13 protein-coding genes and 1 tRNA gene are annotated in these 15,303 nt (G+C 63.1%); 5 read left to right on the forward strand and 9 right to left on the reverse strand.

The window, feature by feature from the left end; translation table 11 throughout:
- Nucleotides 1–309 precede the first annotated feature (309 nt).
- Nucleotides 310–534: a hypothetical protein gene (locus Q0C28_RS02705; protein ID WP_293573110.1), complete on the reverse strand. Its 225-nt coding sequence runs from the start codon at nucleotides 532–534 to the stop codon at nucleotides 310–312.
- A gap of 296 nt (nucleotides 535–830) precedes the next feature.
- Here Q0C28_RS02705 and Q0C28_RS02710 point away from each other — a divergent pair, with 296 nt between their 5' ends.
- From Q0C28_RS02710 to Q0C28_RS02720, 3 genes are all read left to right on the forward strand, one after another.
- On the forward strand, nucleotides 831–2,705 hold the full coding sequence (locus Q0C28_RS02710) for a hypothetical protein (RefSeq protein ID WP_293573111.1): 1,875 nt from the start codon (nucleotides 831–833) through the stop codon (nucleotides 2,703–2,705).
- 93 nt (nucleotides 2,706–2,798) lie between these two features.
- Nucleotides 2,799–2,875 (forward strand) — tRNA-Pro (locus Q0C28_RS02715).
- 127 nt (nucleotides 2,876–3,002) lie between these two features.
- Nucleotides 3,003–4,133: a 2'-deoxycytidine 5'-triphosphate deaminase gene (locus Q0C28_RS02720; RefSeq protein ID WP_293573112.1), complete on the forward strand. Its 1,131-nt coding sequence runs from the start codon at nucleotides 3,003–3,005 to the stop codon at nucleotides 4,131–4,133.
- 161 nt (nucleotides 4,134–4,294) lie between these two features.
- Here the strand turns inward: Q0C28_RS02720 and Q0C28_RS02725 are convergent, their stop codons facing one another.
- The 8 genes from Q0C28_RS02725 to Q0C28_RS02760 all read right to left on the reverse strand — a co-directional run bounded on the left by Q0C28_RS02725 (nucleotide 4,295) and on the right by Q0C28_RS02760 (nucleotide 12,987).
- Nucleotides 4,295–4,576, reverse strand: a complete 282-nt coding sequence (locus Q0C28_RS02725) for a hypothetical protein (RefSeq protein ID WP_293573113.1) — start codon at nucleotides 4,574–4,576, stop codon at nucleotides 4,295–4,297.
- A 224-nt stretch (nucleotides 4,577–4,800) separates the two neighbouring features.
- Nucleotides 4,801–5,466 (reverse strand): SMC-Scp complex subunit ScpB, encoded by a 666-nt coding sequence (gene scpB, locus Q0C28_RS02730; RefSeq protein WP_293573114.1) that lies wholly within the window; start codon nucleotides 5,464–5,466, stop codon nucleotides 4,801–4,803.
- Entirely contained in the window at nucleotides 5,466–6,257 is a 792-nt protein-coding gene (locus Q0C28_RS02735) for a ScpA family protein (protein WP_293573115.1), read from the reverse strand. The genes scpB and Q0C28_RS02735 overlap by 1 nt, the downstream gene beginning before the upstream one ends.
- Complete coding sequence (nagZ, locus tag Q0C28_RS02740) at nucleotides 6,250–7,308, reverse strand: beta-N-acetylhexosaminidase (RefSeq protein WP_293573116.1); 1,059 nt, start codon at nucleotides 7,306–7,308, stop codon at nucleotides 6,250–6,252. The genes Q0C28_RS02735 and nagZ overlap by 8 nt, the downstream gene beginning before the upstream one ends.
- A 170-nt stretch (nucleotides 7,309–7,478) precedes the next feature.
- Complete coding sequence (locus tag Q0C28_RS02745; RefSeq protein WP_293573117.1) at nucleotides 7,479–9,110, reverse strand: SPOR domain-containing protein; 1,632 nt, start codon at nucleotides 9,108–9,110, stop codon at nucleotides 7,479–7,481.
- A gap of 95 nt (nucleotides 9,111–9,205) precedes the next feature.
- Complete coding sequence (argS, locus tag Q0C28_RS02750; RefSeq protein ID WP_293573118.1) at nucleotides 9,206–10,951, reverse strand: arginine--tRNA ligase; 1,746 nt, start codon at nucleotides 10,949–10,951, stop codon at nucleotides 9,206–9,208.
- A gap of 275 nt (nucleotides 10,952–11,226) precedes the next feature.
- Entirely contained in the window at nucleotides 11,227–11,526 is a 300-nt protein-coding gene (locus Q0C28_RS02755) for a YciI family protein (protein WP_293573119.1), read from the reverse strand.
- Nucleotides 11,527–11,811: 285 nt separating this feature from the next.
- Nucleotides 11,812–12,987: a deoxyguanosinetriphosphate triphosphohydrolase gene (locus Q0C28_RS02760; RefSeq protein WP_293573120.1), complete on the reverse strand. Its 1,176-nt coding sequence runs from the start codon at nucleotides 12,985–12,987 to the stop codon at nucleotides 11,812–11,814.
- 96 nt (nucleotides 12,988–13,083) lie between these two features.
- Here Q0C28_RS02760 and Q0C28_RS02765 point away from each other — a divergent pair, with 96 nt between their 5' ends.
- Nucleotides 13,084–13,407: an iron-sulfur cluster assembly accessory protein gene (locus tag Q0C28_RS02765; protein WP_293573121.1), complete on the forward strand. Its 324-nt coding sequence runs from the start codon at nucleotides 13,084–13,086 to the stop codon at nucleotides 13,405–13,407.
- Nucleotides 13,408–14,444: 1,037 nt separating this feature from the next.
- Nucleotides 14,445–15,251, forward strand: coding sequence for an exodeoxyribonuclease III (gene xth / locus Q0C28_RS02770; RefSeq protein ID WP_293573122.1), 807 nt, complete (start codon nucleotides 14,445–14,447; stop codon nucleotides 15,249–15,251).
- Nucleotides 15,252–15,303: the final 52 nt, after the last annotated feature.

Below are 15,303 nucleotides of genomic sequence, written 5' to 3' on the forward strand. Positions count from 1 at the left end.
ACACCACCGCCCGCACCAAAGCGACGCGGCCGACCACCAAAAAAGGAGAAACTGATCGCAACAACCGGCTGATCACCGAGACCAGAAAGTGGGGAATTTTACTTCGCCACTTTTGGGGATTTTTGAAACGGCATTTACACGAGGCAGCTGTTGCGCAGGAACCGGTATCTGAGAGCGCGCCAATACCTCCAGTTCCGCAGGTGGAACCAGACAGTCAGGCAGTAACGCAGGCCGATACTCCGGCAGATACTAATGTCGCGCCAGAGCCGACACCAGTGGCACGCACTGAGGTCGCAAAGACAGCCGAGCCTATCCCACCCGCGCCTGTTGCTGCTGAACCTGCCGCCGCCGCCCCGGCAGTGGAGCAAACGGCCGCGTCGATGCCAGCGCAGGCACCCGGTCAAGCACCTGTTCAGACGCAAAGCCAAACACCCCGTCAGACACCGGTACAAGCCGCCGCGCCAACGGCCGCGCCCGCTGCACCGCTGGCACAGCCCGCAGCAACTCCGGCAGCAGCGACACCGGCAGCAGCACCGATCGCGACGCCGGCTGCGCAGCCTATCTCACAGGGCGCCGTCCAAACCAGCGGACAAACCGCCGGGCAAACAAGTGGCCAAGCCGCTGGTCGAGAAGCCGAACAGGCGCCTCTCCCGCCCCCGGTCGAACCAGTCGTCGAGCCAACAGGTGAGCCGACAGGTCAAGCAACAGATCAATCAGCGGCGCAGCAATCACCTGCTCCGCAGCCTGCGCCACAGGCCTTGGCTGAAACAACAACGACCTCGACAGCCGCGCCAGCATCTGCGCAGCCCGCTGCACCGCAGCAACCGCCTGTGACCGAACCGTTGCCGGAGACCGGGGCCACTGCCCCTGCAGATTCGGCAGATCCGGTTGCTACGTCGGCGAGTGCAGATCCGGTGGCAAGTGCCCCGCTGAGCACTGCGGCGCCCGCTCCCGCTGCGGCCCCGGCTGCGCCGCCATCGGTGGAGGCGGCACAGGTTCCTGACGCGCCCGCCCCGACTGCGCAGCCCACACCGGCGGCACCAATGACAGCGCCTGCGGCCGAGGCACCGGCTGAGGCGCAGACCTCCATGGGGTTTGAACCGGCCCAACCCGCCGCCGCTGCCCCGCAGCATGGAGACCCTTCGTACGCAGCCGCGCAGCAGCCCTCCGCCCCACCGCTTGCAGAACCAAGCGAGGACGCCGAGCAGCCGGATCTGCTGTCTGGACTGGCGGCGCCTTCCCCTGCCGCCCCCGCCCCAACGGCTGCTGCGCCAGCCGCACAGGCTGCGGCAGAGCAAGTCGAAACCGCGGCCTTGCACGCCCCAGCATCGGACACGCCTGAGGCCACCGGGCAAGACAGCGCCGCCCAACACAACATCGCCCAGGACAGCACCGCCCAGGACAGCATCCCGCAGGCTGAACCTTCAGGGACCCCGCTGAACGCTCAACCATCGGTATCTCCTGCGGATGTGGTTATGGACAGCGCGCCTGCGCCTGCAGTTGGTGATATCCCACCGCCTGCTTCGCCCGATGCAACGCTTGCTCCCGCCGCAGCCGAGGCAGAGACCCCGGCCGAGACCGCGGAGATCGACCTGCCTGCGGCGGAAGACCCGATTGAGAGCGTTGCCCTGACAGACAGCGGCGATCCCGAAATGGGCCTCTCCACAAGCCATGCCGATGTCGAGCAGACCGCAACCTCGACAGAGCCCGCGCCCGCCGTCGAAGATATCGTGGCCGCTGATCAAGAGATTGAGCCGGAACTGGAGGTCGCGCCGCACTCCGAAGGCGCGGCGCAGGAGCTGTTGTCGCCAGCGGTCGATGATACAGACACCCAGCCACTGTCCGATGGGGATATGGGCGCTGATCTGGGCACTCTCGGCGCGGCCGCAAGTGATCTGGCGCAAGAGGAGCCGCAACTTCCGGAAACACCTGCCTTTGCTGCAGAGCTGAGCGACGCAGAACCAGTCGAGACAGCAGAGCCCGAACAGGCCCAGCTCCTCGTCGAGGAAACCGCTGCCGAACAAGCCCTTAGCGAACAGGGCCTTAGCGAACAGGTCCTTACCGAGCAGCCCCCTGGCGAGCAGACCCAAGCGGAACCAGTCAACGCGGAACAGCCCGAGCCTGAGGCATTGGTCGACCTGCTGGTTGAACCGGCAATGTCTGAATCAGCCCAGTCTGAACCTGAACTGGCTGACCCAGTAATGTCTGACCCCGCGCCCTCTGAACAGGTGCCCTCTGAGAGCGAAGTGGCTGAGCCAGTTCTGGCAGAGGTGCCAAGCGCTGAGGCGGCGCAGACGGAAGAGCCAGTGGCTGATCCAGCGCCGATCCCAGATGCACCTGAGGAGGCGCTGGAAGCGCCCGCTGCGGCGCTACCAGATCCTGAACATGTGCCTGGATACGAGCCTGAGCAAATACCTGAACCGGACGTAACAAGCGCCATTGAGCCCGAATTCGACGTGGCCTTTGATCCTGCGCCGGAACCCACTCCGGAACCGGTAGCTGAACCCGCAGTTGAACCTGCCGGCGCAGGTGCGGCGGCGGCCCCTGTCAAACCACGGGTTGTGGTGGTGCCAGATATGGCGCGCGGCGTGCCAGATCCTGTTGCAGGCCCGCTGAGCCTGTTGGCGCAGGTTGATCGCCTGCCTGCTTCGTCACAGGCGGAGGCGGCTGACTGCGCCGAGGCGCTGCGCCGCTTTGCGTCCTGACGGCGGCGCGCGCATGAGAAACTTGGCAAGCGGAGAGAAAACTTCGGCTTTTTCGCTTGCCCTTGTGCGAAAAAAGGGTAGAAACCAGCGCAACGGGCTATAGCGCAGCCTGGTAGCGCGTCCGTCTGGGGGACGGAAGGTCGCAGGTTCGAGTCCTGCTAGCCCGACCAAATACCCCGCCCTGTTCAAGGGGCCTAAAAACGCCCGCCCCTGACTTGGGGTGGGTGTTTTTGTATCTGCGGTCCCGGTCGATCCGATCAGGAAAGCCTACAGAAATCAGGGCGTTGGGAGACTGCGATGCGATCTGAGACAGCGACGTCCCGTGCGGGCACCCCGCCGCCATCTGCGACTTGCGACCACGGCGTGCTGGCAGATCTGCAGATCCGGCAGATGATCACCGAAGGCGCGATCGCTGCTGCAGCCCCGATCCTGAACGATCAGATCCAGCCCGCCAGCCTTGATTTGCGGCTGAGCGATTGCGCCTACCGGGTGCGCGCCTCTTTCTTGCCAGGTCAGGGCCGCAGCGTCGCGGATCGGCTGGAAGATCTGACGATGCACAAGGTCGCGCTGACAGGTGGTGCGGTGCTGGAAAAAGGCTGCGTTTATGTCGTGCCGCTGATGGAGCGCATCCGTCTGCCGCAGGGCATGACAGCGGCGGCCAGCGCGAAATCCTCCATCGGGCGGTTGGATGTGATGACCCGTGTGATTACCGATCAGGGGGTGGAGTTTGATCGGGTGCCTGATGGCTATAAGGGCCAGCTTTATGCGGAAATCTGTCCGCAGAGCTTTTCGGTTCTGGTGCAGCCTGGCCATTTGCTGACGCAGATCATTTTCCGGCAGGGCCGCACCTTTCTGAGCGACGCGGAACTGCGCGCGGTGCATGACACCACCCCCATCGTGTCCGGCGATCCTGTGATCTCTGATGGGCTTGGCTTTTCCGTGGATCTGCGCCCTGACACGGGGGATCTGGTGGGGTATCGCGCCAAACATCACACGGGCGTCGTCGATCTGTCCAAACTGAACCACTATGACCCGGCGGATTACTGGGAAGAAGTGCGGACCACCAAGGGGCAGATCATTCTGGATCCCGGTGCGTTCTACATCCTGAAAAGCCGGGAATCGATTGTGATTCCACCGCTTTATGCTGCGGAAATGGCGCCCTATCTGGCCATGGTTGGCGAATTCCGGGTGCATTACGCGGGCTTTTTTGATCCGGGCTTTGGCCATGCGGCTGCGGGCGGTGCGGGATCGCGCGGTGTGCTGGAGGTGCGCTGCCACGATGCGCCATTTGTGTTGGAGCATGGCCAGATCGTGGGTCGGCTGGTCTATGAGCGGATGTCGGCCCTGCCCGAGCAGCTCTATGGGGCGGAGATCGCCTCGAACTATCAGGGGCAGGATCTGAAGCTGTCGAAACACTTCCGCAGTTAAGACGGCGCAGTTCAGTCCGCGCAGTTAAAACGTGCCTCACGGATCCTGGCATTGAGACTGGGGACTGGACGCCGGAACCGACCAAGATGCGCCGAATGGCGATCTGGGATCAGGTTTTAATCTAGGCGCTGTGTATCAGGGTTGTGTGTCAGGGTTATGTGTCAGAGCTGTTTGTCAGAAGAGGATGCGTTTTCCCGCGCAGCCCGGCGTGCGCGGCGGGCCTGGCGTCGCTGCCGCCGTTCGGCGCGGTCTGCGTCTTCTCGTGACGTTTGCGCAGATGGCTCCTGCAACAGATCGGTTGGCGCCGCTGGCGCGTTGCGACGGGCGTTTGCGGTCGACTTTGGCGGGGTGGCTGTGCGGTTTTTGACCGCTTTGAGGCCCGCATCGACCCCAGCATTCACCGCCCGCCCGATCAGGCGGCGCACGATCATGCGCAGAAGCATGTCTATATTCATCCCGAACCTCTCCGAACCCTCTTTTCAAACACGGCGGCCACAAGTGACCGGCGAAGGCGACCATTAAGGGCCACCGTCAAAGGCCACCGGCAAAGGCCACCGACACCCGCCGCTGCCCATATAACACCTACGGGTGAAATGCGGTGTTTTCAGGGCGGGTCAAAGGCCGACCGACACCTAACGTTCCCAGCGCATCTGGCGACCCGCTGCGGTTAGTCGTCTTCAAACAGCTCTGCTTGATCCTCAACCTCGTCACCATCGCTGTTGCCCCCCATGGGCAAGCTGCCCGGCGGGGGCCGATTTTCCAGAAGACCCGCGGCACGCAGCTCTTTCAGGCCGGGCAGATCCCGGGCGCTTTCGAGGCCGAAATGATCCAGAAACGTCGGCGTCACCACAAAGGTCACGGGGCGGCCGGGCGTCATCTTGCGTCGGCCGAGGCGGATCCAATCCATTTCCAACAGCTGATCAATGGTGCCACGTGATACGGATACGCCGCGCACCTCTTCGATTTCGGCGCGTGTGACCGGCTGGTGGTAGGCAATGATCGCAAGCGTTTCGATGGCCGCACGAGAGAGTTTGCGGGTCTCGACCGTTTCCTTCTGCATCAGGAAACCAAGATCCGGCGCCGTGCGCAAGGCCCAAGCGTCACCAATGCGCACCACCCGCACACCGCGACCTTCGTAGCGTTTGCGCAGATGCTCAATCGCGGTGGCCGGTGTGCATCCATGCGGCATGCGCGCTTCCAGATCCCGGATGGTGACGGGCTCTGTGCTGGCAAACAACACCGCCTCCACCATGCGTTCCTGCTCTGCTAGGGGGGGGGCATCAAACAGGGTCTCGGTTTGCGCTTCGGCAGAAGCCTGGCTGTGGTCGTCCATCAGGTATCCTTGTCACGAATGCGCAATTGGATCGGCGCATAGGTCTCGGTCTGGCGCAGCTCCAGCCGGCCTTCTTTGACCAGCTGCAGCGAGGCGGCAAAGGTGGAAGCAGTGGCAGAGCGCCGTTTCATCGGGTCCCCGTGCCAGCCGTCCGGCAAATAGGTGAGCATATCGGTCCAGCTGCCGGTGTAGCCGATCAGGTGGCGCATGCGTTCCAGCGCTTCTTCCATGGTGAAAATAGCTTCGCGGTCCAGCACAAAGGGGCGGAAATCATCGCGTGTGCGGATGCGGGCATATGCCTGCATCAGATCCAGCAGATTGGCCGAATAGCTGACGGTGCGGATGCGGGTGACATCCTCGCCCTGCCCGCGAGCAAAGAAATTGCGCCCCATCTGATCGCGCGCCATCAGCTTTGCGGCGCAATCGCGCATGGCCTGCAGACGCTCCAGCTGAAAGGCCAGATGCGCGGCCAGCTCTTCGCCGGATGGGCCGTCCTCGGTGGGGTCAGGTGGCAGCAGCAGGCGGGATTTCAGATAGGCAAGCCAGGCCGCCATCACCAGATAATCCGCCGCCAGTTCGATGCGCAGCTCTCCGGCTTTTTCGACAAACGCGAGATACTGCCGGGCCAGTTCCAGCACCGAGATGCGGCGCAGGTCGACCTTTTGGGTGCGCGACAGGGACAAGAGCACGTCAAGCGGGCCCTCGTAGCCATCCACATCCACAATCAGCGCTTCGGCGGCGAGCCGGTCTTCGACGCTGATGCTGTCGTCTTCAAAGAGTGTTTCAGCCATATACCTGTCCGCCCATGAGGGCTGATAGTTCTGCCTCTGCGGCTTCGGTGTCAAGCGGTGCGGGCGTGCGGCGGGCTGCCTCTGCAGCCTCTGCACGGGCCTGAGCGGCCGGTGACATCGTGCCTGCAGCCTCGGCCACGGCGGTGCGCTGATCAAGCGGCGCGTTGCAGAACAACACCACATCGCAGCCCGCGGCGATGGTGTCGCGCGCGATGTCCTGAGGCGTACCATTCAGGGCCTTCATCGAGATGTCATCGCTCATGATCAGCCCGTCAAAACCGATATCGTCACGCACCATCTGCATCACAGTGGACGAGAGCGTGGCGGGGTGTGTGTCCAGCGCCTCATAGACCAGATGTGCAGTCATCCCCATCGGAAGATCGTTGAGCGCCCGGAAGGCGGCAAAATCCACGGCGCGTAGCGCATCCAACGGCGCGGCGATACGAGGCAGATCATGGTGGCTGTCCAATGTGGCGCGACCGTGGCCGGGGATATGTTTCACCACCGGCACCACACCGCCATCCAGCAACCCGTCGGCGGTGGCACGCGCGCGCGCCACGACATCGGCCAGACCATCCCCGTAGCAGCGATTGCGTAGGAACGGATGGGTCTGATCCGCGGCCACATCAGCCAACGGTGCGCAATTGCTGTCGATGCCAAGCGAACGCAGCTCCTCTGCGATCAGCCGGGCGCGCAGGTACATCGCGCGGACGGCTCCGTCGCCTGCCGCCTGCGCGTGATCCTGTGCCTGATTCTGTGCCGCCTGCGCGTGGTCCAGGGCCGCCTGCGCGTGATCCAAGGCGGGCCGCCATTGCCGCGCCAGCGGTGGGCGCAGCCGCTGCACCCGGCCACCTTCCTGATCGACCGTGATCAGACAGTCCCGCCCGACCGCGCTGCGCAGCTCATCACACAGAGCGCGGGTCTGCTCGGCACTGTCGATGTTGCGGGCAAACAGGATGAAGCCAAAGGGATCGACGCGCTGAAACAACGCCTTTTCCGCGGCGCTGAGGCGGGTGCCTTCGGCATCTAGAATTGTGGCTCCGTATGGCATTGCTGTCCTCTTGTGCTGGGGCGCTGATACATCAGCACCAGTCGGTGCGCCATGGCAGGATCGTTAAAACAGATGGGGTAATGGCAAGAGATTGCCATCTTTCCCAGCAGCCCCAACAGCAAACGCCCGGCTCGGGCCGGGCGCGATAAAGCTTGCCGCGTGGCATGAGCTTAGCGGGTTGTGACAGGAATGCAGTCGGCGTTGCCCGCCACCAGCGCAGAGCAGAAGCGACGCGCATCCGAAAGGTCGGCAAACCCCATGGCGCGCAGGCGATAGAAGGTGCGCCCACCGCTTTCTGCCCGCTGAACCACGCGTTTCTTTCCTTCGAGGTAATCGCCAAAGCGGCCAGCGATCCGGTCCCATTCGGCGCGGGCCACCTCGGCGCTTTCATAGGCGCCAAGCTGTGCCAGACGGGTGCCCGCAGGCAGGCTGTCGGGAGAGACATCCTGTGTGGCGCGACTGGCCGCCTGGGTGGATGCCGGTGCCGGGGTGAAGCGCGCAGGCCGGGTGGCCGGGCGCAGCGAGACCCGCACGCCCGGAGCATTGCGCAACGCCAGCGCCGCAGCAGATGTCTGGCTTGCGGCCTCGCTTTGATTCGTGATTTGATTCGTGGCTGGCGCAACGGCCGCAACTGTCACCGGCTGCAGCGGTTCCGGTTGCACGATGGCGGGGCTTGTCACGGCCAGATTGCCGCTGAGACTGTTGGTGTTGGCCGTATCAATCGCCGCTGTCAGCGCCGCCTGCACAGAAGCCGGTGTCGGCGCAGACGCGGTGCCTGCACCATCAAGCGGCTGCACGCCAGCGGTCAGCTCTGCCACCAGCGCGTCGATTTCACCGCCCTGATAGGCTGCCACTGCCTCCCCCGACGCAAGGGTCGAGGCAGGTTCGCCATTTTGCGGATCAGCGCCTGTGGCGGATACATCGGTTGCGGCGCGCACAGGCTGGTCATCTTCGCTCAGTGACAAGCTGGGCGGCGCCAACGTCAACCGATCGGCGGGGCGTTCCACATTGCCTGTGGCGGCCACGGCGTTGACTGCGAGCCCTTGGTGATCGGCCTGACGTCCACCGGGATCTTCGGGTTGGATGCGGAGCGGGCCTTCGACGGCACGCACAACTGGCACGCCGGAGACATCGCGCGAAATCAGCTGATAGCCCCATAGGCCGATGCCGACAACCAGCGCCAGGGACGCAACTGCACCCAGAGATCTGAGGGTGTTGCCATATCCACCGCCCTTGCCTGCTGGGGTTTCGGGAACGTAGCCCTGCGGATCATAGGCCGTGCCAAGCCCCATGCCAGGACCGGTATAGGCATCCTGCGCATCGCCAGCGCCATGGGCCAGGCGGGGATCTGTTCCGGCCCGCGAGTGAGACTGGGCGTGAGGCTGGGCGAAATAATCGGTGTGCGTGGCACCCTGTGCCACCTGAGGGGCCTGCGGTCGCTGCCAGCTGGGTGCCGCCGGGGTAAAGGGCGACGGTGCCGCCATGCCTGATTGTGCCATGCCCGATTGCGCGTCATCGCGCGCATCGTCGTGGCGGGGCTGGAACGGCGCGGCGGGCTGCTGGGCAAACACATGTGTCGTGGCCACCGGACTTGGCTGCGCCGGTTGGAATTGCGACGGATGCGGTTGCTGGGGTTCACGCTGTGCGGGGGCGGTCACGGGTTGCGGCTGGCCAAAGACATGGCGGCCATCGCTCCCGGCTGCGGGGGCTGCATCGCTGGCCTGACGGGAGGGGGCCCCGGTTTGGCCCTCTGCTCCATTGGAATACGACTGGCCGTGACCTGCCTGCGTGAAATACGCCATTTCCGCCTCACTGCCCGGGCAAGGCGCAAAGGATGCGCCGCGCTCGGGTTCTCGTTGATGATCTGCCTCAATCCGGCGGCCTGGGCGATATTGGCTTATCGCATCTCCTGCGCCGGTGTGACGCCAAGAATACCAAGACCGGCAGAAATGACAATGGAAACGGTTTTTGCCAGCGCCATTTTTGCATGTGTTGCAGAAGGGCTGCTCTCATTAACAAATCGTAAACCTTCGTTCGATTTGCCAAGGTGATACAGACCGTGCAGCTCGGATGCGAGATCATAGAGGTAGAAGGCCACGCGGTGCGGCTCGTTGGTGCGGGCTGCGATTTCCACCAGACGCGGCCATTCCGCGATCTTGCGGGCGACTGCCAACTGGGCAGGCTCGCTCAGCAAGGACAGGTCTGCCGCCGCCAAAGTGGCGTCATCCACCGCGATGCCCGCTTCCTGTGCTTTGCGCAGGCTCGAACAGATCCGGGCGTTGGCGTATTGGACGTAGAACACGGGGTTGTCCTTGGACTGTTCCAGTGCCTTGTCCAGATCGAAGTCGAAGCCTTGATCATTCTTGCGGGTGAGCAGCATGAAACGAGTCACATCCGCGCCCACAGCGTCCACCACATCGCGCAGGGTGACAAAGGTCCCTGCCCGTTTGGACATTTTGAATTCCTGACCGTCCTTGAACAGTTTGACCAGCTGACAGAGCTTGATGTCCAGCGGCACCCGGCCATCAGACAGCGCAGAGACCGCCGCCTTCATCCGTTTGACATAGCCACCGTGATCGGCACCAAAGACGTCGATCAGCATATCAAAGCCACGCTCGACCTTGTCGAAGTGATAGGCGATGTCCGGCGCGAAATAGGTCCAGGCGCCATCGGATTTTTTGACCGGGCGGTCGACGTCATCGCCATGTTCGGTGGATTTGAACAGCGTCTGCTCGCGCGGCTCCCAATCGTCGGGCTTTTTGCCCTTTGGCGGCTCCAGCACGCCCTCGTAGATCAGACCCTTGTCATCAAGGCTTTGCAATGCGGCCTCGATCAACCCGGTGCCATAGAGGGATTTTTCCGAGAAGAATTTGTCCATCTTGACGCCGAGGGAGGCCAGATCCTCGCGGATCAGATCCATCATCGCGTCGGTGGCGAAATTGCGGATCTCTTCCAGCCAGACATCTTCGGGCTGGTCGACATAGGCCTCGCCCACTTTGGCTTTCAGCGCCTCGCCGACAGGAACCAGGTAGTCGCCAGGATAGGTGCCATCGACAAAGGCGACTTCCTGGCCGTGAGCTTCGAGGTAGCGCAGGTACACGGACCGGGCGAGCACATCGACCTGGCCACCGCCATCGTTGATGTAATATTCGCGCGTGACGTCGTAGCCGACAAAATCCAGCAGGCTGGCCAGCGCATCGCCAAAGACCGCGCCGCGGGTGTGGCCGACGTGAAGGGGGCCAGTTGGGTTGGCAGAGACATATTCCACGTTCACCTTCTGGCCGGCGCCCATGTCGGAGCGGCCAAAGCCGGTGCCCTGCGCCAGAACCGTGGACAGGACGGACTGCCAGCAGCCCGCATCGAGCCGCAGGTTCAGGAAGCCGGGGCCTGCAACCTCCGCTGAGGTCACCCGTGGATCGGCCGCCAGCCGACCGGCCAGCGCATCCGCGATGTCGCGTGGTTTCATCTTGGCCGGTTTGGCCAGCACCATCGCCGCGTTGGTCGCCATATCCCCATGAGCTGCGTCGCGAGGCGGTTCGACGGCAACATTGGCAAAATCGAGCCCTTCGGGCAATGCGCCCTCGGCCACCATTGCATTGAGGCAGTCAAGCACAAGCGCGCGGATATCGGTAAAGAGGTTCATGTCTGGCGTCCCATTGGTTCGACTTTGCGGCTTACCACGCCCAGCCCAATGGTCAACCCCGCAGCCGCGCACGGCGGACGCGCCACCCTGCGTTTGCGGGGGCTTTTGGTGTCCTTTGGGCGGACTTTGGGTGGCGGCCTGCCAGGCATTCGGTATCGCTTTGCCGCGTAGCTAGGGTGCAGGCGGTGGGGCGCTGAGCGATGTAGATATCACGTACAGAGATGTCAGGGTTTGGCAGAGCCGCAGCGTTTGCCCCTGTGCTCTGGTGCCCTGGATCAGGCGACGGGCGCGTCGGTGACCGGCAAGCGGCCCCATTCGGTGATCTGGTAGCGGCGCAGCGAGGCGACATAATAAGGATCGCGCAGGATCAACCGCTCCACTTCATCGCGGCTCTCTGCCTCCACGTTCCAGACAGCGCCGGGGAAATCCTGTTCCGGGCGCATCGCCAAGGCGCCGCCGATCTGCAGCTGCGGATGCGCGCGAACATACGCGATATGGGCATCACGACGGGTGCGGTCGGCGCGGATGCGGCCCATTTCGGGGGCATCTTGAAAAGTCACGGTCCAATGGGTCATCGCTGGGCTCTTTGGTTTGACGTGAATCGCGGCGGGCGGTGCGGCTATTGATGTGGCCCAGCCTTTCGGCACGGAACCACATTTGGCCGGGTTGGCTGGACGTATAGGGTGAAGAAAGGGCAAAACACCCCCGGCTTGTAGGGCCAGTTTTGTCAGGCTCTACCGCCAGTCACACGGTTTGCGCCGCTGGGGTGAGCGGCGCGTTCGCATGGGTTTGCCATGTGCTTTACCATCTGCATTACCCTGCGCTGTGCCGTGTATTCGGCACTAGGCATGGGTAGAGGATCAGATGTTCAGTTCTGCGTCGGCGCGCGCAGCTTTGTCCGGAAACAGGCGGCGATACTCCTGCAGGGCGAAGCGGTCGGTCATGCCTGCAATATAATCCGACACCAGCCGGGCCAGCGCGGTTTGATCGCCCGCTTTGGCCACATCCCCTTGCCAGCGCGCGGGCATATCCTGTGGGCGGGCCAGGAAATGGGGAAACAGGGTTTCCACCACTTTGGACACTTCTGCCCGTTTGCGCATGACGCTGGGCGCGCGATACATGCGCGTGAACAAGAACGCACGGATTTCTTTCAGATCGGACCAGAGCTGATCAGAGAACACCACCACCGGCGCGCCCAGATTGCGCACATCCTCGACGCTGGTGGCGCCGCTGTCCATCAATCGCGCGCGGGCCACGTCGATCACGTCGCCCACCATCACGCCGAACACACGCCGCAGCGCTTCGTGGCGGCGGCGGCGGCGGTCCAGCCCGGGATAGCGTTCATCAACCTGGCGGTATGCCGCGCCAATCACGGGCAGGCCAGCGATATCGTCATCCCCGAACAGCCCGGCCCGCAGACCGTCATGCAGATCGTGGTTGTTGTAGGCGATGTCATCGGCGAGCGCGGCCACTTGCGCTTCGGCGCTGGCGTGGGTGTGCAATTCCAGATCCATCGCCGCGTTGCATTCGGCCAGGGCCCAGGGCAGATCGCCCACCACTGGCCCGTTGTGTTTGGCAATGGCCTCCAGCGTTTCCCAAGTCAAGTTGAGCCCATCAAACTCTGCATAGTGGCGTTCGAGCGAGGTGACGATGCGGATGGCCTGTGCGTTGTGGTCAAAGCCCCCATAAGGCGCCATCAGGGCATGTAGCGCGTCCTCTCCGGTGTGACCAAAGGGCGTGTGCCCCAGATCATGGGCCAAGGCCACCGCTTCGGTCAGTTCCTGATTGAGCCCAAGCGCCCCGGCGATGGTGCGGGCCACCTGCCCCACTTCGATCGAATGGGTGAGCCGGGTGCGATAGCTGTCGCCTTCGTGTTCGACGAAGACCTGGGTCTTGTGCTTCAGGCGGCGAAATGCGCTGGCGTGAATGATCCGGTCGCGATCACGTTGGTAGGGAGAGCGAAAATTGCTCTCTTCCTCAGGGATTTGGCGGCCGCGGCTGCGGTCCGGCATCGTCGCATAAGGCGCATAGCTCACTAATCTTTTCCCGGTTAATCTTGTCCCTTTGCGATCACCTTTCTATATTATGGAGGCTGCCGCAACTGGGCAGTGCCCTGGCTTTGGAGACCTGCCATGCAATTGCCCCCAAAAGTGACCGAACGTGCTTTTGCGCGGCTGGCCGAAATCGGTGCATCTGATCAGGGCCAGGCGCTGCGCATCGCTGTCGAGGGCGGTGGCTGTTCCGGCTTTCAGTACGAAATCGCACTGGACGCGCCACAGGCGGATGATCTGATCCTGGAGGGTCAGGGCGAGAAAGTCGTAGTGGATGAGGTATCGCTGCCGTTTCTGGAAAACGCTGTGATCGATTTCACCGAAGAGCTGATTGGCGCGCGGTTTGTGATCAACAATCCGAATGCGACCTCAAGCTGCGGCTGTGGCACGTCCTTTTCGATGTAACATCCCGGCGCTGAGCCGCTGTTACATCAATCGCGTGGCAGTCAGCGCGCCGAGTTCTGTGGTCAGTCCGAAGCGAGTGTGAAGCAACACAGGCTGGCGGTGGAGCCTGGGCTGCCTCTTCCCATCTCCGACCAACTGCCCGGTTTGGTCTGCCCTGTTTTGGCCCACTGCCCTGTCGCCAGATCGTCTTGCCAGGTCGTCTTGCCAGATCTTATCGCCCTGCTCTTATCGCCCGGCCGTGCTGCCCGCCGCCTCACGGCAGTTGTCCGCGATTGTCTGTACCTGATTGCCTATACCTGACTATCTGTGCCCAATTGTCTGTGCCTGACAGTCCTGCCCCCTTATACGCTTGCCCCGTTTTGCACCTGCCCCAGCTTTAATCGCGCGCAACACATGCCCACGGGTTTCACCGCGCGCTTTGGATCAATACTCGGATTGGAGCGCCTGGGCGTGCCGCGCGGGCACGGCCCAGGATTGCCCCCACTCCGCCCCGGACCAGATCCAAAAGGATCCCTGCCGCGGCGGCAGACCCATGACCGGGACATATTGGTCCACCCTTCCCGGTCTGGCCGTGTGAGGGGCGAGACAGTCATCGCCCTTCACATTTGCAGGCTCGCGCGTCGAACGGCCCGGAACAAGCGCGATCTACCACCTTTGGTTGATTTAACGCGCCCGCAATGGAAGAGCTTGCTGCGGCAACTGTCGAAAGATAGGGTCAGAACCCGGCCACCCACATGTTTGCCACAGCTTGCCAACAGAGTTATCCACAGCCCAACGCGGCAAAGGTTTTACGTCTTTTGACGCAAGCGCAGCGCGCAATCTGCAAAGCCGCTGCACAACATCGCCGGCCTGTGCTGCGCTGCCGCGATATTTCGCGGGCGATTCGGGCGGATCTGCGGGCCGGGCTGGTGGCGCGCTCTTGCCCCCTCCGCCGGTTTGGGCGATAGATCGGCAAGGCCCTTGGCGACACAGATCCGCCAAATTGGCGGATCACACGGACAGGCACGCAGCAACGCGAGCCAGGCAGGAGAGCGGACATGAAAATCGCCACGTTCAACATCAACGGCATCAAAGCCCGGATCAATGCCCTGCCAGAATGGCTGGATGAGGCGCAACCGGATGTGGTTGTCCTGCAGGAGATCAAATCGGTGGACGAGGCCTTCCCGCGCGACCTGTTTGAAGAGCGCGGCTACAACGTGGAAACCCACGGCCAGAAGAGCTTTAACGGCGTTGCGATCCTGTCGAAACTGCCGCTGGAGGATGTCCGCCGCGGGCTGCCCGGTGATGACGACGATGTGCAGGCCCGCTGGATCGAGGCGACGGTGGTCGGCAAACAGGCGCTGCGGGTCTGCGGGCTTTACCTGCCGAACGGCAACCCGGTGGAGTTGAACGCCGATGGCACCCCGGTGAAAGGAGGCAAATATGCCTACAAACTGGCCTGGATGGAGCGGATGTACAAACGCGCGCAAGATCTGCTGGCGGATGAGATGCCCGCGCTGATGGCGGGCGACTACAACATCATCCCGCAGCCTGAAGATGCCAAGAAACCAGAGGCTTGGACCGAAGACGCGCTGCACCGCCCGGAAAGCCGCGCAGCGTTTCAGCGGATCGTGAACCTCGGCTTCACCGAAGCCTTCCGCAGCCGCCATCAGGGTCCGGGTCACTATTCATTCTGGGATTATCAGGCAGGTGCCTGGCAGCGAAACAACGGTATCCGCATCGATCACTTCCTGCTCAGCCCGCAGGCCGCGGATCTGTTGCAGGCCTGTGAAATCGACAAAGATGTGCGCGGCCGGGACAAGCCATCGGACCACGTGCCTGTTTGGGTCGAACTGGATCTCTGACACAGGTTTGCCACGCGCACCCCGCCTGCCAACAGACCGCTCGCCCGGGGAT

It is taken from the genome of Phaeobacter sp. (genome assembly GCF_022825805.1).
Classification (GTDB): Bacteria; Pseudomonadota; Alphaproteobacteria; order Rhodobacterales; family Rhodobacteraceae; genus Phaeobacter.